The organism is Microbacterium marinilacus (assembly GCF_019753765.1).
Taxonomy (GTDB): Bacteria; Actinomycetota; Actinomycetes; order Actinomycetales; family Microbacteriaceae; genus Microbacterium; species Microbacterium marinilacus.
On record NZ_JAIJZW010000004.1, the window covers coordinates 112,953 to 130,559 of the forward strand.

A 17,607-nucleotide genomic window follows, 5' to 3' on the forward strand; every position below is an offset into this window, starting at 1 on the left:
CGACGCTCACGGGCGGATGACGGCCGCCGAACGGGGCGGGACGCCGTCGTCTCCGAACGGCCGCGAGGCGAACAGCACCTCACGCGGCGAGTCGATCGGCAGCGGCACGTCGGCGAGGTTCACGACGATCTCGAGCGCTCCCCGCCGGATGCGGATCCAGCGCGGATCGTCGCTCCACTCCGCCGACAGCCGGTCGAAGCGGGGGTCGGTGAGCTCCGGCTCCCGGCGCCGCAACGCGATCAGGTCGCGATGCAGGTCCAGCAGCCGCGAGTGCCGCGACTCGCCGCCGTACGGCTCGTCCCAGTCGAGCTTGGACCGGCGGAACGTCTCCGGGTCCTGCGGATCGGGCACGACCGACGGGTCCCAGCCCATCCGCTCGAACTCGGCGATCCGGCCCTCCGCGGTGGCCGCGCCGAGCTCGGGCTCGGGGTGGGCGGTGAAGAACTGCCAGGGTGTCGACGCGCCCCACTCCTCGCCCATGAACAGCATGGGCGTGAACGGCCCGGTGAGCGCGAGCACCGCGGCGACGGCCAGGAGATCGTCGTCGAGCGTCTGGGACAGCCGGTCGCCCGTCGCGCGGTTGCCGATCTGGTCGTGGTCCTGCGCGTACGCGACGAGCCGCCAGGTCGGCGTCTCGGACGGCACCGGGCGCCCGTGCTCCCGCCCGCGGAAGGACGACCAGGTGCCGTCGTGGAAGAACCCGCGCGTGGCGGTCTTCGCGAGCGCCTCGAGGGAGGCGAAGTCGGCGTAGTAGCCGGCGGTCTCGCCCGTCAGCGCCACATGGACGGCGTGGTGGTAGTCGTCGCTCCACTGCGCGTGCAGGCCGTACCCGCCGCCCTCGCGGGGCGTGATCAGCCGCGGGTCGTTCATGTCGGACTCGGCGATGAGCGTCAGCGGGCGGCGGAGGTGGGCGCTCAGCCCGTCCACCCTCTCCGCCAGCTCCTGCAGCAGGTGGGTGGGGGAGTCGTCGACCAGCGCGTGCACGGCGTCGAGCCTCAGCCCGTCGACGTGGAAGTCGTCCAGCCACATCAGCGCGTTCTCCAGGATGTGGGCACGCACCTCCGGCCGCCCCAGGTCGAGGGACGATCCCCACGTGTTCGCGCTGTCCTCGTGCAGGTACGGCGCGAAGAGCGGCAGGTAGTTGCCGCTCGGGCCGAGGTGGTTGTAGACCACGTCCTGAATCACGCCGAGACCCGCGGCGTGGCAGGCGTCGACGAACCGCCGATACGCGTCCGGCCCGCCGTACGACTCGTCGACGGCGTACCACAGCACTCCGTCGTATCCCCAGTTCCAGGTGCCGTTGAACGAGTTCACGGGCAGCAGCTCGACGAGGTCGACGCCGAGCTCCACGAGGTGCGGGAGGCGTTCGATGGCGGAGTCGAGCGTCCCCGCCGGCGTGAACGTGCCGACGTGCAGCTCGTAGATGACCGAGCCCGCGAGCTGGCGGCCGGTCCAGCGGTCGTCGGTCCACTCGAACGCGCGGTCCTGCACCTGGCTGAGGGCGTGCACGCCCTCGGGCTGGCGCAGCGAGCGGGGGTCGGGCACCGGATCGCTCCGGTCGTCCAAAAGGTAGCCGTACCGCTGTCCGGGCTGCGGCTCGGTGTCCGCCCGCCACCAGCCGCCCTCGTCGCGGGTCATCTCGTGCGTCTCGCCGTCGACCAGCAGCCGCACGGAAGCGGGCAGCGGGGCCCAGACCTCGAAGCCCATCAGACGTCCTCTCTCAGCAGCAGCGCGACGGGGTAGCGGTCCAGTGTGTCAGCGAGCGCGATCGCGTCCCCCTCCACCGCGCGGCCGGTGATCGCGTCGACGTAGCGCCCGGGGGGCACGAGCACCTGCGCGTCGCCCCAGCCGCCCCGGCGTTCGAGCCCGAGCGGCAGGCGCGTGGCGATGGCGACCGCGCCGCCCCTGTCGAAGGCGACGGCGTGGTCCGCGGCCGGCCCGACGACGTCCAGCCCGGCGTAGCGGGTGAAGAGCTCGGGGCGATCGCGGCGCGCGCGCAGCACTCGTGAGGTGACGAGCAGCTTGGCCGCCGCGGTCTCGTCGACCGGAGGCAGCGCGCCGTCGTCGATGCGACGGAGCACCGACCGGCGCTCTTCATAGTCGACGGGCAGGCGGTTGTCCGGATCGACCAGCGAGCGGTTCCAGAGCTCGGAGCCCTGATAGACGTCGGGGACGCCGGGCGCCGCCAGCTGCAGCAGCTTAGCGGACAGCGAGTTGGACCATCCCGCGGCCTGCACGAACCCGACGCACTCCTCGAGGGCCGTGCGGGCGACCTCGTCGTCGAACGCCGCGTCCACCAGGGCGTGGAGAGAGCGTTCGAACCCCTCGTCGGGCGCGGCCCAGGTGGTCCGGGTGCCCGCCTCCCGCGACGCCTTCTCAGCGTAGGCATGGGCGCGCTCGCGCGACAGCGGCCAGGCGCCGAGGAGCGACTGCCACAGCAGCGACTCGAACGGCCCGTCGCCGAGCGGCACGCGCGAGCGGAGGGTGTGCAGGGTGCTGCGCCACAGCCCCGGCACCTCGGCCAGCGCGTCGATGCGCGCGCGAGTGTCCTCGCCGCGCTTCGTGTCGTGCGTCGACAGCGTGGTCATCGACAGCGGCCACGACGCGAGGCGAGCCTGCTGCCGGCGATGGAACTCGGCCACGTCGACGGCGAACTCCGACGGATCGCCGCCGACCTCGTTGAGCGACACCAGCCGCCCGTGCCGGTAGAACGCCGTGTCCTCCACGCCCTTCGCCATGACGGCGCCGGACGTCTGCTGGAAGCGGACGGCAGCGGGATCGTCCGGATCGGAGAGCCGGGGGAGCAGACGCTCGACGGCGCCCGCGAGATCGTGACGCCGGGACGTCGCCAGGTGGGCGGCCTCGTGCAGGTGCGCGATGCGCGCCGGCAGATACGACCGGTACACGGGGAAGCAGGCGAGCAGCTCCGCGAGCGCGTCCTCCGCGCCCTCCACCTCGGGCACGAGCCGGGCGAGTCGCCTCACCTCGGCCTGCAGCAGACCGTCCGCGACCGCCCGCTTGCCGTCGAGCACCATCTGCGCCCAGTCGGGCGGTCCGTGCTGCGGCGAGTCGGCGCGCAGCTCGGCCTCGAGGTCGTCGAGCGCGGTGCGCCCGGCAGGGTCGACGAGGACGCGGTCGATGTCGCCGAGGGCGTCGTACCCCGTCGTGCCGGCGGTGGCCCAGTGCGCGGGGAGCGGCTCGCCGGGCTCCAGGATCTTCTCGACCAGCACGTAGGCGCCGCCCGTGGCCTCGGCCAGGCGGGCGAGGTAGCCGCCGGGGTCGGTCAGCCCGTCGGGATGGTCGATGCGGAGCCCGTCGACGAGTCCCTCGTCCAGCCAGCGGAGGATCTCCGCATGACTCGCGTCGAAGACGGCCGGGTCCTCCACGCGCACGGCGGCGAGGCTCGACACCGCGAAGAAGCGCCGGTAGTTCAGCTCGCCGTCGCCCCGACGCCACCCGATCAGCTCGTAATGCTGCCGGTCGTGCACGACGGCGGGGGAGGCGCCGTCGTCCGCGGTCCCCGGAGCGAGGGGGAAGGCGTGCTCGTAGTAGCGCAGCTCGCCGTCCTCGACACGCAGCCCGAGGTCGTCGCGCGCGGCGTCCTCGTCGCCGAGGACGGGGATCCGGATCCGGCCGCCGCCCGCGTCCCAGTCGATGTCGAAGGAATCGGCGAAGCGGGAGGAGCGGCCGTTCGCGAGCACGTCCCACCACCAGGGGTTCAGGCGCGGCGTCTCGACGCCCACGTGGTTCGGCACGATGTCGGCGAGCACGCCGAGGCCCGCCGCCCGCGCCGCCGTCGAGAACCGCGCCAGGCCCTCGGCGCCGCCGCGGTCGGGATCGACGAGGGAATGGTCGACCACGTCGTAGCCGTGGTTCGAGCCGGGCTCGCTGGCCAGCAGGGGCGAGAGGTACACCGTGTCGACGCCGAGCGCCTTGAGGTAGTCGAGCTGCTCCGTCGCGGCGTCGAGGTCGAACTCGCGGCGGATCTGCAGCCGGTACGTCGTGCGGGGCACGCGGCCGGTCATGCCGCTCCGCCGCGCTCGATCATCCGTCGCACCGAGGCCGCGGGCGACCACTCGATGTCGGCCTCCTGCTCCTGCCACTCGCGCAGAACGAGGATCGACCTGGACTCCACCGCGACGGTCGAGCCCGCCTCGTGCGGCGCAGGGTCGGCGCCGTCCGCGGTGTTGAGGACGACCTCCCAGGCGCCGGCGAACTCGTCCGACGGCAGCACGACGTCCACCGGCTCGCTGTGCGCGTTGAAGAACAGCAGGAAGTTGCGGTCGACGATCCGCTCGCCGCGCGGGCCTCTCTCGCGGATCCCCTGTCCGTTGAGGAAGATGCCGAGCGTGCGGGCATAGCTGGTCTGCCAGTCGCCGTCGTCCATCGGGGAGCCGTCGGGCGTCAGCCAGACGATGTCAGGCAGCGGGTCGCCCTCTCCGCGGCGCACCGTCCGGCCGTCGAAGAAGACCCAGCGCCGGAACGTCGGGTGGTCCCGCCGCAGCCGCGAGACGCGGGCGGTGAACTCGATGAGCGGGTCGTCGGCGTCGTCCCAGTGCACCCAGGTGAGCGGCGAGTCCTGCGCGTAGCCGTTGTTGTTGCCGTCCTGCGTGCGCCCCAGCTCGTCTCCGTGCAGGAGCATCGGCACGCCCTGCGACAGCACCAGGGTCGTGATGAGGTTGCGCTGCTGCCGCGCGCGCAGCTCGAGGATCTCCGGGTCGTCGGTCGGCCCCTCGGCGCCGAGGTTGTAGGAGCGGTTGTGCGACTCGCCGTCGCGGCCGTCCTCGCCGTTGGCGTCGTTGTGCTTCTCGTTGTAGGAGACGAGGTCGCGCAGCGTGAACCCGTCGTGGGCCGTGACGAAGTTGATCGACGCGAACGGCCGTCGGGCCGAGTTCTCGTACAGGTCGGCGGATCCGGTGAAACGCGAGGCGAACTCGCCGAGCGTCGCCGGCTCACCGCGCCAGAAGTCGCGCACGGTGTCGCGGAACTTGCCGTTCCACTCGGTCCACTGCGGCGGGAAGTTGCCGACCTGGTAGCCGCCCGGCCCCACGTCCCACGGCTCGGCGATCAGCTTCACCTGCGACACCACCGGGTCCTGCTGCACGAGCTCGAAGAAGCTCGACAGCCTGTCGACCTCGTAGAACTCGCGCGCCAGTGCGGCCGCCAGGTCGAAGCGGAAGCCGTCGACGTGCATCTCGGTCACCCAGTAGCGCAGCGAGTCGAGGATGAGCTGCAGCGAGTGCGGGTTGCGGACGTTGAGCGTGTTGCCGGTGCCCGTGTAGTCCATGTAGAAGCGCTGGTCGTCTTCGACGAGCCGGTAGTACGCGGCGTTGTCGATGCCCTTGAACGACAGCGTGGGGCCTAGGTGGTTGCCCTCGGCGGTGTGGTTGTAGACCACGTCGAGGATGACCTCGATGCCGGCGGCGTGCAGCGCGCGGACCATCGCCTTGAACTCCTGCACCTGCTCGCCGCGGTCGCCGCTGGAGGAGTACTCGTTGTGGGGCGCCAGGAATCCGAGCGTGTTGTAGCCCCAGTAGTTGCGGAGTCCCTTCTCGAGCAGCACCGAGTCGTGGATGAACTGGTGCACCGGCATGAGCTCGATGGCGGTCACGCCGAGGCGCTTGAGGTGCGCCACGACGGCGGGGTGGGCGACACCCGCATACGTGCCGCGCTGCTCCTCGGGGATCTCGGGGTGCAGCTCGGTGAGACCCTTCACATGGGCCTCGTAGATGAACGTCCGGCTGTACGGCGTGTTCGGCCGACGGTCGCCGCGCCAGTCGAAGTACGGGTTGATGACGACCGACCGGATGGTGTGCGCGGCGGAGTCGTCCTCGTTGCGCACGTCCGGGTCGTCGAAGTGGTGGTCGAACAGCGACGGGTCCCAGTCGATGCCGCCCGAGAGGGCCTTGGCGTACGGGTCGACCAGGAGCTTGCTCGGGTCGCACCGGTGCCCGGCCGCGGGATCGAAGGGGCCATGGACGCGGTAGCCGTACTGCTGGCCCGGGCCGACGTCGGGAAGATACGCGTGCCACACGTTGGCGTCGACCTCCAGGAGCTCGACCTTCGTCTCGTTGCCCGCGTCGTCGAAGAGGCAGAGCTCGACCGACGTGGCGACCTCGCTGAAGAGCGCGAAGTTCGTGCCGTCGCCGTCGTAGGTCGCGCCGAGGGGGTAGGGCCGTCCGGGCCACGTCTCCATGTGTTCCTGCCGTTCTCGAGAGGGGAGCCGGGACAGCTCGCTGGGGTGAACGTAACCCGCCGCGCCTCCGGCGCGAAAGGGCTTGCCGATCCGGGTGCGCGCAGGTTACGGGAGGGGGTCCGGGCCGCGAGCGTATGCCCACGGCGAACAACGCCCGGGGGCCGGATACGCCGCCGGTAGGGTCGTATCGACGCCGCACCGAATGGAGTGAGAATGCCCGAACCGCTGATGGCACAGAGTGCCTTCGACAGGCTGCTCAAGGACCGCATCATCTGGCTTGGCTCGGAGGTGCGCGACGAGAACGCGAACGAGATCTGCGCCAAGATCCTGTTGCTCGCCGCCGAGGACTCCGAGAAGGACATCTACCTCTACATCAACTCGCCCGGCGGGTCGATCACGGCCGGCATGGCCATCTACGACACCATGCAGTTCGTGCCGAACGACATCGTCACCGTCGGCATCGGCATGGCGGCCTCGATGGGCCAGCTGCTGCTCACCAGCGGCACGAAGGGCAAGCGCTACATCACGCCGAACGCCCGTGTGCTGCTGCACCAGCCGCACGGCGGCTTCGGCGGCACCTCCAGCGACATCCAGACGCAGGCGCAGCTGATCCTCGACATGAAGCGCCGTCTCGCCGAGATCACCGCCGCGCAGACCGGCAAGTCCGTCGAGCAGATCAACGAGGACGGCGACCGCGACCGCTGGTTCTCCGCCGAGGAGGCCCTGCAGTACGGCTTCGTCGACCACATCCGTGAGCACGCGGCCGACGTCGCCGGCGGCGGCGGCACCGACCGCTCCGCGAACTGAGCCCCAGAGAAGGACGTACGAAGATGCACACCCCCTACACCGGCGCCACCTCGCCCCAGGGCCTGCAGATGCCCGGCAGCCGCTACATCCTGCCGCAGTTCGAGGAGCGCACGGCCTACGGCTACAAGCGCCAGGACCCGTACAACAAGCTGTTCGAGGACCGCGTGATCTTCCTCGGCGTGCAGGTCGACGACGCGTCGGCGGACGACGTCATGGCCCAGCTGCTCGTGCTCGAGAGCCAGGACCCGGATCGCGACATCATCATGTACATCAACTCGCCGGGCGGCTCGTTCACGGCGATGACGGCGATCTACGACACGATGCAGTACATCTCGCCCCAGATCCAGACGGTGGTGCTCGGCCAGGCGGCCTCGGCCGCCGCCGTGCTGCTCGCAGCCGGCGCGCCGGGCAAGCGCCTCGCCCTCCCGAACGCCCGTGTGCTGATCCACCAGCCGGCGGTCGGCGAGGCGGGTCACGGCCAGGCCTCGGACATCGAGATCCAGGCGGCCGAGATCCTGCGCATGCGCACGTGGCTCGAGGAGACGCTCTCCAAGCACTCCAACAAGTCGGTCGAGGAGGTCCACAAGGACATCGACCGCGACAAGATCCTCGGTGGCGCCGAGGCGGTCGAGTACGGCCTGGTCGACCAGGTGCTCACGACCCGCAAGCGCCAGCCGCAGCAGCTCACGAAGTAGCGCGGACGGAAAGGATGCCCCGGGCTCGTGCCCGGGGCATCCGCACGTCCGGGTCACGGCCCTGTGACCTGACTGTCACCGAAACCGGCGTGTGCCGCCGTCCCGGTGTCGGCCGCAGCGGTTAGGCTCGATGGGACTCGAACGGAAAGCCCGAGGAGGACACACGCATGGCTCGCATCGGTGAGAGTGCCGACCTGTTCAAGTGCTCCTTCTGCGGAAAGAGCCAGAAGCAGGTGCAGCAGCTGATCGCCGGACCCGGCGTGTACATCTGCGACGAATGCGTCGAGCTGTGCAACGAGATCATCGAGGAGCGCATGGCGGAGTCCGCCGGCGCCGGCGAGGTCGCCGAGTTCGATCTGCCGAAGCCTCGCGAGATCTTCCAGTTCCTCGAGGAGTACGTGGTGGGGCAGGACCCGGCCAAGCGTGCTCTGGCGGTCGCGGTCTACAACCACTACAAGCGCGTGCGTGCGCGCGGCGAGCTCAAGCCGGCCGACCAGAAGGCCGAGGACGTCGAGGTCGCCAAGAGCAACATCCTGATGCTCGGTCCCACGGGCTGCGGCAAGACCTACCTCGCGCAGACGCTCGCGAAGCGCCTGAACGTGCCCTTCGCGGTCGCCGACGCCACCGCCCTCACCGAGGCGGGCTATGTCGGCGAGGACGTCGAGAACATCCTGCTGAAGCTGCTGCAGGCCGCCGACTTCGACGTGAAGCGCGCCGAGACGGGCATCATCTACATCGACGAGGTCGACAAGATCGCTCGCAAGGCGGAGAACCCGTCGATCACCCGCGACGTCTCCGGCGAGGGCGTGCAGCAGGCTCTGCTGAAGATCCTCGAGGGCACCGTCGCCTCCGTGCCCCCGCAGGGCGGCCGCAAGCACCCGCATCAGGAGTTCATCCAGATCGACACGACGAACGTGCTGTTCATCGTCGCGGGCGCGTTCGCGGGCCTGGAGGACATCATCTCCTCGCGCGTGGGCAAGCACGGCGTCGGTTTCGGCGCGCCGCTGCACGACAAGGGCGACGACAGTGCGCTGTTCAGCGAGGTGCTGCCGGAGGATCTGCACAAGTTCGGGCTGATCCCCGAGTTCATCGGCCGCCTGCCCGTGATCGCGTCGGTGCAGCCGCTCGACCAGGACGCGCTCATGGAGATCCTCACGGTCCCGCGCAACGCGCTGGTGAAGCAGTACCAGCGGATGTTCGAGCTCGACGGCGTGCAGCTCGAGTTCGAGGACGGCGCGCTCCGCGCGATCGCCGACCTCGCCGTCGCCCGCAAGACGGGTGCGCGAGGCCTGCGCGCGATCCTCGAGGACGTGCTCGGCCCGATCATGTTCGAGATCCCGTCGGCCGAGGACGTCGACAAGGTGATCGTCACCCGCGCGGCCGTCGACGAGGGCGGCGAGCCCACGCTCGTGCTGGCCCAGAAGAAGAAGAGCGCCTAGCCCGGTCGTCCGAGCGCCTCAGCACCGACGAATGGACGGCCTGAAGCTCTTCCGTCGTGTCGCGATCTGGGCGATCGTGGGATCGTTGTCTGTCGCGGCGGTGATCGGGATCACCGTCATCCTCACCGGTGCGGGCGGCGAGCTCGAGTTCAAGGTGATGGGCACCACGGCGATGCTCGGCGCACTCGGCGTGCTGGTGCTCTGCGACCTCGTCACGTTCGGGCGCCCGCTTCAGTGGATCGGGATCGCGGGGCTCCCGGTCGCCGTGGTCGCGTTCTTCCTCGGAGTCGTCCTCATTTGGGCGCCGGACGCGTATCGGTGGGACGGCACCTGGCGGTCCCTCTGGGTCTCGGCTCTGCTGTCGGTCGCGCTGGCGCACGCCGCTCTGATCTCGCGGTTCCTCGCGCGTCCGCACCCGGCAGTCCGCACGGTCGTCCTGGCGACGCTCGTGACCATCGCCGGTTACGCGTTCCTGGGCGGCCTACCGATCGTCGTCGACGACATGTCGCCGGGCGATGGGTACCTGCGAACGCTCTGGGTGGTCGTGATCCTCTGCGTGCTGGGGACGATCGTCTCGCCCGTCATCGGCGCGATCCTGAGGGAGCGCCCGGACCACGCGACTCGAGTCGTGGTCGACCTGCCCCCTGCGCTGCTGTCGCGGATCGACGCCGCCGGGGCACGAGACGAGGTCGTCGTGGCGGCCCTCCACCGGGCGTTCCCCGCTCCGCCTGCGCGAGACGAGCCGCACGCGGGCGACGACGCCGCCCCGTTCCACTGACCACGCGGTGCGCGGCCGCCGTCACTCCAGCCCGCGGCGCGTGAGCAGAGGGGCGATGCGCGCGTCGCGGCCGCGGAAGTCGCGGTACGCCTCGAGCGGGTCCTTCGAGCCGCCCACGCCGAGCAGTCGCTGCCGGAAACGGTCGCCGTTCGCGCGGGTCAGACCGCCGTTGTCGCGGAACCACTCGACGGCGTCCGCATCGAGCACCTCCGCCCAGATGTACGAGTAATAGCCGGCGCTATACCCTCCCGAGAAGACGTGCGCGAAGTAGGTCGACGAGTAGCGCGGGGGGATGGCCGGGTCGTCGAGGCCGATGTCTGCGAGAGCCGCCGCCTCGAAGGCGGCGACGTCGGTGACCCGTTGCGCCTCGGCGAGCGACAGGCCGTGCCAGGCCTGATCGAGCCACGCCGCGGCGAGGTACTCGCTGGTCGCGAAGCCCTGCCCGAACGCCTCGCTCGCGCGGAGGCGCTCGACGACGTCGGCCGGCAGGGGCTCGCCGGTCTCGTGGTGAACCGCGTACGCCGCGAGCACCTCCGGCCACAGGAGCCACATCTCGTTGACCTGGCTCGGGAACTCGACGAAGTCGCGGTGCACCGCGGTACCCGCGAAGTGCGGGAACGTCACCGTCGCGAACAGACCGTGGAGCGCATGGCCGAACTCGTGGAAGAGCGTCGTCACCTGATCCAGTGTCAGCAGAGTGGGCTCGCCTGCCGCTGGTCTCGGCACGTTCAGGTTGTTGACGACGACGGGGCGGGTGCCGCGCAGCCGCGACTGGGTGACGAGGGAGTTCATCCAGGCCCCGCCACGTTTCGAGTCGCGGGTGTAGAGGTCGAGGACGTACAGACCGAGGGCGGTGCCGTCCTCGTCGAAGACCTCGAACACGCGGGCATCGGGATGGTAGGCGACGATGTCGGCGCGCTCCCGGAACGCGATGCCGTACAGCAGCGTGGCCGTCCGGAAGACCCCCTCGCGGAGCACTCGCTCCGCCTCGAACCACGGCCGCAGCGCGGCGGTGTCGACGTCGAACCGCTCCGTGCGTTCCCGCTCGGCCCAGAAGGCCCAGTCTTGCGCGACGAGAGGCGTCGGGCCGGGCTCGGACGCGTCGGCGAGCCGCTGCAGGGCGCCCTTCTCGGCGCGTGCGTTGCGGGCGGCGGGCGGCGCGAGCTCGCGCAGCAGCGACCGGACGGCCTCGGGTCTCCCAGCGGTCTGGTCGGCGGTCACGTACGCGGCGTGCGAGACGTATCCGAGCAGCTCCGCCCGCTCCGCGCGCAGCCGCACGATGTCGAGCAGCACCCCGCGATTGTCGTGCGCATCGCCTCGGCCGCCGCGCGAGAGCGACGCCGTCATGATGTGCTCCCGCGAGTCGCGGCGCGTCAGCTGCGCGAGATACGGGTGTCCCGAGAAGAGGGTGAGCGTCACCAGCAGCCTGCCGTCGAGGCCGCGTGCCGCGGCCGCCTCGGCCGCCGCCGAGAGCTCGCCGCTCGTGAGGCCGTCGAGCTCGCCGGGGTCGTCGAACACCACCGCGAGCGCGTTGGTGTCGGCGAGCAGGTTCTTCTCGAACTGCGTGGTCAGGGACGACAGACGCTGGTTCAGGTCGGTGAGACGCCGCTTCGCGTCCTCATCCAACGCCGCACCGGCGTGCGTCATCTCGCGGAACCGGCGGCGAACGAGATGCCGCTCCTCCGGCCCCAGGTCGAGCCGATCCAGTCGATCGTGCAGTGATCGCACGCGCTCGTAGAGGCGGGCGTCGAGCTCGATGGCATCGGTGTGCGCAGCCATGAGCGGCGCCACCTGCTCGTCGATCCGCTGGATCGCATCCGTCGCGTCCGCCGAGCTCACGGCATAGAAGGTCAGCGCGACCCGTTGCAGCAGCGCGCCCGCGCTCTCGAGAGCGAGCATCGTGTTGTCGAAGGTGGGCGGCTCGTCCTGTCCCGCGATCGCCGCGACCTCCGCGCGGTGCTCGGCGAAGGCGGCCTCGAACGCCGGCAGGTAGTGCTCGGGACCGATCGCCGCGTAGTCGGGCACGCCGTAGGGCAGCGGCGAGGGAGCGAGCAGCGGGTTGAACTCGGGCGCCACGGTCATGTGCCTCACCCTAGCGAGCGACCGCCTCGACTCCGCGGGGCCGGTGCGTCCGGTCAGCGCTCGTGGTCGTCCATCCCGTCGACGTGGCCGACGACGGCTCCTCCGTCTGCCGCGAGCGTCACCGTGACGCCCGTGTCGAGCTCGGCGATCGGCCGGCCCTCCAGCCAGGTCAGGGTCCAGCCCGGCTTCGGTCCCTCCGGCAGGTCGGCCTCGACCCGGGCGATCGTCTCCCGGAGCCCGGCGGGGACGGAGGCGGGCGGCTGCGCGCCCGCCGTCCAGCGCGTTCCGAGCTGCATCACGCGTCCACCTCCGCGAGGTCGATGCGCGCGACGGCGAACGCGTCGCCCTCGGCGATCTCGAGCTCCGCGATGCGTCCCACGGCCTTGAGGTCCGCGGCGGCCAGTCGCAGTGCCTGGGCGGTCTGCGGCGGCGCGGCGATCGCGGCGAACGCGACCGGCGTCTTCTGCGAGGCCTTGGCCTCCGTCTTGGCGCGGCGGATGCCGATCAAGGCCTCGCTCGCCGCCGTGAGCACTGCGGCGTCGCCGTCGATGCCCGACGGGACGGGCCACTGCGCGGTGTGCACCGAGCCCTCACGGAACCACGACCACGTCTCCTCGGCCGCGAAGGCGAGGACGGGGGCGAACAGGCGCACCAGGGTCTCGAGTGCGCTCCGCAGGGCGAGCGCGGCGGAGGCCTGGCCGGGGTTGTCCTGGTCGTACGCGCGCTCCTTGACGAGCTCGAGGTAGTCGTCGCAGAACGTCCAGAAGAACGACTCGGTCACTTCGAGAGCGCGCGCGTGGTCGTAGGCCTCGAGCGCCTTCGTGGCGTCGGCGACCACCCGGTCGAGCGTCGCGAGCATCGAACGGTCGAGCGGGTCCGTCACCTCGGCGCCGTCGGGCACGGTGAAGCCGAGCACGAACTTCGCGGCGTTGAGCACCTTGATGGCGAGACGTCGGCCGATCTTGATCTGGGTCGGGTTCTGCGGGTCGAAGGCGGCGTCCGTGCCCAGTCGGCTCGATGCGGCCCAGTAGCGCACGGCGTCGGAGCCGTGCTTGGCGAGGATGTCGGCGGGCGTGACGACGTTGCCCTTCGACTTCGACATCTTCTTGCGATCCGGGTCGACGATGAAGCCCGAGATGGAGGCGTTCGACCACGGCGCGCGGTCGTCCTCGAGCGCGCTGCGCAGCAGCGTCGAGAACAGCCAGGTGCGGATGATGTCCTGGCCCTGCGGGCGCACGTCGAACGGCGCCACGAGGTGCCACAGCTCCTCGTCCCGCTGCCAGCCGCCGACGATCTGCGGTGTCAGGGACGAGGTGGCCCAGGTGTCGAGCACGTCGGTCTCGCCGACGAAGCCGCCCGGCACGCCGCGCTGGTCCTCGGTGTAGCCCGCGGGCGCGTCGGTGGACGGGTCCACCGGCAGCCGCGCGGCGTCGGCGAAGATGACGTCGCCCTGCTCGCCGTTCTCGTCGAGGACGTACCAGACCGGGATCGGCACGCCGAAGAAGCGCTGCCGCGACACGAGCCAGTCGCCGGAGAGGCCGTTCACCCAGTTCTCGTAGCGCACGCGCATGAACTCGGGGTGCCACTCGATCTGGCGGCCGAGCTCGAGCAGCCGCTCCTTGAGGCTCTCGTCGCGGGCACCGTTCGTCAGGTACCACTGGCGGGTCGAGACGATCTCGAGGGGGCGGTCGCCCTTCTCGAAGAACTTCACGGGGTGCATGAACGGCTTGCCCACCTCGAGCAGACGCCCCGAGGACTCCAGCAGCTCGACCATCTTCTTCTTCGCGCTGAAGACGGTCAGGCCGACGAGCTCGGCGTACGCCGCCTTGCCGTCGTCCGAGGCGATCGCGTCCGGCGCCTCGGCGACCACGCGACCGTCGAGGCCGATGATCGTCCGGATCGGGAGGTCCAGCTCGCGCCACCAGATCATGTCGGTCACGTCGCCGAAGGTGCAGACCATCGCGATGCCGGAGCCCTTGTCCTGCTGCGCGAGGGGATGGGCGAGGACGGGCACCTCGACGCCGAACACGGGCGTGGTCACGGTCTTGCCGAAGTACGGCTGGTAGCGCTCGTCGTCCGGGTGCGCCACAAGGGCCACGCACGCGGCGAGCAGCTCGGGACGGGTGGTCATGATCTCGATGTCGCCCGTGCCGTCGGTCTTGGCGAAGGCGACGCGGTGGTACGAGGCCTGCTGCTCGCGGTCCTCGAGCTCGGCCTGCGCGATCGCGCTGCGGAAGTCCACGTCCCACAGCGTCGGCGCCAGAGCGCGGTACGCCTCGCCGCGGTCTGCCGAGCGCAGGAACGCGAGCTGGCTGGTGCGGATGGTCTCGTCCGAGATGGTGCGGTAGGTCTGCGTCCAGTCGACGGAGAGGCCGAGGTCGCGCCACAGCTCCTCGAACGTCTTCTCGTCCTCGACGGTGAGCCTCTCGCACAGCTCGATGAAGTTGCGGCGGCTGACGGGGATCTGGTCGGCGGCCTTGAGGCTCTTCGCGTTGCCCTCGAACGGCGGGGTGAAGTCGGGGTCGTAGGCGCGCTGCGGGTCGCAGCGCACGCCGTAGTAGTTCTGCACGCGCCGCTCGGTGGGCAGCCCGTTGTCGTCCCATCCGATCGGGTAGAAGACGGTCTTGCCGCGCATGCGCTCGAAGCGCGCCTTCACGTCGGTGTGCGTGTAGGAGAAGACGTGGCCGATGTGCAGGGAGCCCGACGCCGTGGGCGGGGGAGTGTCCACCGAGTAGACCCCTGCGCGCCCCGCAGCCTTGGCCGCGTCGCGGTCGAACAGATACGTGCCCTGCTGCTCCCAGGAGGAGCCCCACTTGTCTTCGAGGCCCTCGAGTGCGGGCTTGTCGGGGATGGCTGCCATGGGGATCTCCTCGCTATATGCGGCACGGTGTGTGCGTGCCTGAGTGTCGCGGTGCGCATCGAGTCTACCGTTCGGTTCGCGCGCGAAACCCGCGCATGTCCTTGCTCGTGCGCAGGACCGAGGACACTGTGCGCACGGTCGCTGAGATGCGCGGGAATGAGGACGACGGGCACGGAGCGGCCCTCGATCGTGCGCTTGTCCGCTGCGGTGCGTGCGGGGCCCTCGGATGCGCGCGGTGCGGAGGGTCGTCCACAGCCCCCGGCGGCGCCGGTTCTCGCCCTTGCGCGCTCGATGATCGCGCGGCTGTGCGGCGGCGGGATCGTGGAGCCCTGGATGTCCTCGAAGAGGTGCGCAGGCGCGGTGGCGTGGTGCGCGTCGCCGATCTGCGCGACGCAGGCTCGGGTCGGCGCGCGATCGACGGAGCGGTCGCCCTGGGGCTGCTGATCCGTCCTCGCAACGGTTGGGTGGCCTTGCCGAACGCCGACCCGATGCTGGTGGCTGCGGCGCGCGTCGGCGTCGTCATCACGTGCGTGACGCAGGCGGCACGCCTCGGGCTGTGGGTGCCGAGGTCCGCACAGCACCACGTGGCGGCTCCCGCACACTCGGGTGCCGTCGCATCGAACAGCGGGCACGTGCACTGGGCCAAGCCGATCGTGCCGCGCCGACCCGGCGCGCTCGTCGACCCGATCCAGAACGTCCTCGCTCTCGTCGCGAGCTGCCAGCCGCGCGAGCAGGCGGTCGCGGTGTGGGAGTCGGCGATGAGGAAGAGGCTCATCGAGGTTCAGGAGATGGCCGGGTACTCGCTGCCCGCGCGGGCGCGGGACGTCCTCGCGCTCGCGCGTCCCTTCGCGGATGCCGGCACCGAGTCGATCGTCTGTCATCGGCTTCGATGGCTGGACGTGTCGGTGGTCCCGCAGGTGGTGATCGCCGGACGCCCGGTCGATGTGCTGATCGGCGAGCGTCTGGTGCTGCAGATCGACGGAGGGCATCATGTGGGCGCGCAGCGCGACGCCGACATCGAGCACGACGCCCGGCTGCGCCTGATGGGCTACCACGTGATGCGCATGAGCTACGACCAGGTGATGAACCACTGGGAGAAGGCGCAGGAACTGATCCTTCGTGCCATCGCGCAGGGTCTCCACCTCGCTCCCGCCTCGCGGCGGGCCTGATCAGCGGACGGCGTGCATCCGCTCCTCGGTGCTGTTGCCGGATGGAGGATGTTCCTCGCCGCGTCGCGGGGATGCGCAGAGTCGAGGGCCGAATCTCGGCATCCGCCCTCGATCCGGTGCATCTCCTCGGAGAGGCGCGGAAGACCCTCTTGCTCGGCTCCTGCACTGGCGCTATGTTGCTAGCATGCAAGCATCTGACGACGCGAAGGTGCAGTTCAACGTGTATCTGCCCAGGGAGCTGGTGCGCGAGGTGAAGCACCGGGCGATCGACGAGGGCACGAGCCTGTCGGCGCTGGTCGAACGGGTGCTGCGCGCCGAGATCGAGGGGGATGGGCGATGACGACGGTCCAGCAGATCCGCTACACGGATCATCCGGAGCGGTGGCATGCGCTGGCGGGGGCGCTCGGCCTGACCCCGCCGTACCGGCCGACGCCGGAGTGGGCGGAGTTCGAAGGCGACGGCGTGCTCGCGATCCATCGTGCGACGCCCGATCGTCCGGCGGGAGCAGTCGACCTCCACGTGCTGGCCGCCGACCTGGATGCGGCAGCGGAGGCCGTCGCCGCGTTCGACACGGCTCGCGAGGAGATGGCGGACGTCGGCGCCGTCCTTCGCATCGCGGCGGTCGACGGGGTCGCTGTCACCGTCTCGGCCGGCGTCCGGGCGCCGCGGGGCGACCTCGCCATGCAGCCGATCTGGTTCGCGCACGACCTCGACGAGCCGCGCCGCCTCCTCGAGGCGCTCGGGCTCCGCGCGCAGATCGTCGGCGATCGGGGCGGCTGGGTCGACCTCGCCGCGCCGGGCGGCGGCGCCGTCGGCCTGCACGCCGTCGCGACCGCCGACATGGCCGACGCGCCCTCGATCGGGCTGTCGTTCCTCGCCGCCGGCGACCTCGACGCCCTCGCCCGGCGTGTGCGCGCCGCCGGCTTCGACGCCGCCGTCATCGACGAGTCCTACGGCCGCACGATCCGCATCCCGGATCCGGACGGCGGCGAAGAGATCTGGATCAACGGCGTGCAGGACGACCTGTACGGCTACGACCGCGAGACATGAGGTTCGCGCACGATCTCGGCGACGGCGCATCCCTGGTGCTGCGCACTCTCGACACGGTGGACGAGGCGTACGAGCTCACCCTCGCGAACCTGGGTCGCCTCCGCCGGTGGGAGGAGTGGGCGCAGGCGGAGCAGACGAGGGAGAGCGTCGCGTCGTGGACCCGTCGGCAGCTGACCGAGTTCGCGCGGGGCGCCGCGCTGCCGGCGCTCCTCAGCCGTCACGGGGTCATCGTGGGTTCGGTGGGCGCCACGGTCGACCCGGCCGGGGGACGCGCCTCGCTCGGCTACTGGGTCGACGCGGCCGCGGAGGGGCAGGGCCTCGTCGGCCGCGCGTGCCGGGCGCTCGTCCGCTCGCTGGCCGCCGACGGGATCACCCGGATCGAGGTCCGCACCGTGACCGGCAATGAGCGCAGTCGCCGCGTCGCGCTTCGTCTGGGACTCTCCGAATCGCACGTGCTCCCGGGCGCGCGGCGCATCGGCGGCGTCGTCCACGACGAGGTCGTCTACACGCTCTCGCCCTGAGCCGATCCCT

At 70.9% G+C, this 17,607-nt stretch carries 14 protein-coding genes; 8 read left to right on the forward strand and 6 right to left on the reverse strand.

Annotated elements, in window-relative coordinates:
- Positions 1-6: 6 nt before the first annotated feature.
- Genes treZ through glgX form a run of 3 tightly spaced genes read right to left on the reverse strand, consistent with a single transcriptional unit; the run spans position 7 to position 6,196 of the window.
- Entirely contained in the window at positions 7-1,707 is a 1,701-nt protein-coding gene (gene treZ / locus K5S26_RS08295) for a malto-oligosyltrehalose trehalohydrolase (protein ID WP_221857515.1), read from the reverse strand.
- Complete coding sequence (gene treY / locus K5S26_RS08300; protein WP_221857516.1) at positions 1,707-4,025, reverse strand: malto-oligosyltrehalose synthase; 2,319 nt, start codon at positions 4,023-4,025, stop codon at positions 1,707-1,709. The genes treZ and treY overlap by 1 nt, the downstream gene beginning before the upstream one ends.
- A complete protein-coding gene (gene glgX / locus K5S26_RS08305) occupies positions 4,022-6,196 on the reverse strand; it encodes a glycogen debranching protein GlgX (protein WP_221857517.1) in 2,175 nt (724 codons plus the stop codon). Before glgX ends, treY begins: the two co-directional genes overlap by 4 nt.
- A gap of 213 nt (positions 6,197-6,409) precedes the next feature.
- On the opposite strand from glgX, the gene K5S26_RS08310 reads away from it, so the two are divergent.
- From K5S26_RS08310 to K5S26_RS08325, 4 genes are all read left to right on the forward strand, one after another.
- Positions 6,410-7,003: an ATP-dependent Clp protease proteolytic subunit gene (locus K5S26_RS08310; protein ID WP_221857518.1), complete on the forward strand. Its 594-nt coding sequence runs from the start codon at positions 6,410-6,412 to the stop codon at positions 7,001-7,003.
- A 23-nt stretch (positions 7,004-7,026) separates the two neighbouring features.
- Complete coding sequence (locus K5S26_RS08315) at positions 7,027-7,698, forward strand: ATP-dependent Clp protease proteolytic subunit (protein WP_221857519.1); 672 nt, start codon at positions 7,027-7,029, stop codon at positions 7,696-7,698.
- A gap of 167 nt (positions 7,699-7,865) precedes the next feature.
- Positions 7,866-9,137, forward strand: a complete 1,272-nt coding sequence (gene clpX, locus K5S26_RS08320) for an ATP-dependent Clp protease ATP-binding subunit ClpX (protein WP_221857520.1) — start codon at positions 7,866-7,868, stop codon at positions 9,135-9,137.
- A gap of 31 nt (positions 9,138-9,168) precedes the next feature.
- Entirely contained in the window at positions 9,169-9,915 is a 747-nt protein-coding gene (locus K5S26_RS08325) for a hypothetical protein (RefSeq protein WP_221857521.1), read from the forward strand.
- 21 nt (positions 9,916-9,936) lie between these two features.
- Here K5S26_RS08325 and K5S26_RS08330 read toward each other — a convergent pair whose 3' ends face one another.
- The 3 genes from K5S26_RS08330 to valS are packed head-to-tail and all read right to left on the reverse strand — an operon-like array spanning position 9,937 to position 14,857.
- Complete coding sequence (locus tag K5S26_RS08330; protein WP_221857522.1) at positions 9,937-11,997, reverse strand: M3 family metallopeptidase; 2,061 nt, start codon at positions 11,995-11,997, stop codon at positions 9,937-9,939.
- 53 nt (positions 11,998-12,050) lie between these two features.
- A complete protein-coding gene (locus K5S26_RS08335; protein ID WP_221857748.1) occupies positions 12,051-12,293 on the reverse strand; it encodes a hypothetical protein in 243 nt (80 codons plus the stop codon).
- Complete coding sequence (valS, locus tag K5S26_RS08340; RefSeq protein ID WP_221857523.1) at positions 12,293-14,857, reverse strand: valine--tRNA ligase; 2,565 nt, start codon at positions 14,855-14,857, stop codon at positions 12,293-12,295. The genes K5S26_RS08335 and valS overlap by 1 nt, the downstream gene beginning before the upstream one ends.
- Positions 14,858-15,222: 365 nt before the next feature.
- On the opposite strand from valS, the gene K5S26_RS08345 reads away from it, so the two are divergent.
- The 4 genes from K5S26_RS08345 (at position 15,223) to K5S26_RS08360 (ending at position 17,597) form a co-directional block, all read left to right on the forward strand.
- Positions 15,223-16,026 (forward strand): endonuclease domain-containing protein, encoded by an 804-nt coding sequence (locus tag K5S26_RS08345; RefSeq protein WP_308122844.1) that lies wholly within the window; start codon positions 15,223-15,225, stop codon positions 16,024-16,026.
- 184 nt (positions 16,027-16,210) lie between these two features.
- Positions 16,211-16,366, forward strand: coding sequence for a ribbon-helix-helix protein, CopG family (locus K5S26_RS08350; RefSeq protein ID WP_221857525.1), 156 nt, complete (start codon positions 16,211-16,213; stop codon positions 16,364-16,366).
- On the forward strand, positions 16,363-17,076 hold the full coding sequence (locus K5S26_RS08355; RefSeq protein ID WP_221857526.1) for a VOC family protein: 714 nt from the start codon (positions 16,363-16,365) through the stop codon (positions 17,074-17,076). The genes K5S26_RS08350 and K5S26_RS08355 overlap by 4 nt, the downstream gene beginning before the upstream one ends.
- On the forward strand, positions 17,073-17,597 hold the full coding sequence (locus K5S26_RS08360) for a GNAT family N-acetyltransferase (RefSeq protein WP_221857527.1): 525 nt from the start codon (positions 17,073-17,075) through the stop codon (positions 17,595-17,597). Before K5S26_RS08355 ends, K5S26_RS08360 begins: the two co-directional genes overlap by 4 nt.
- Positions 17,598-17,607: the final 10 nt, after the last annotated feature.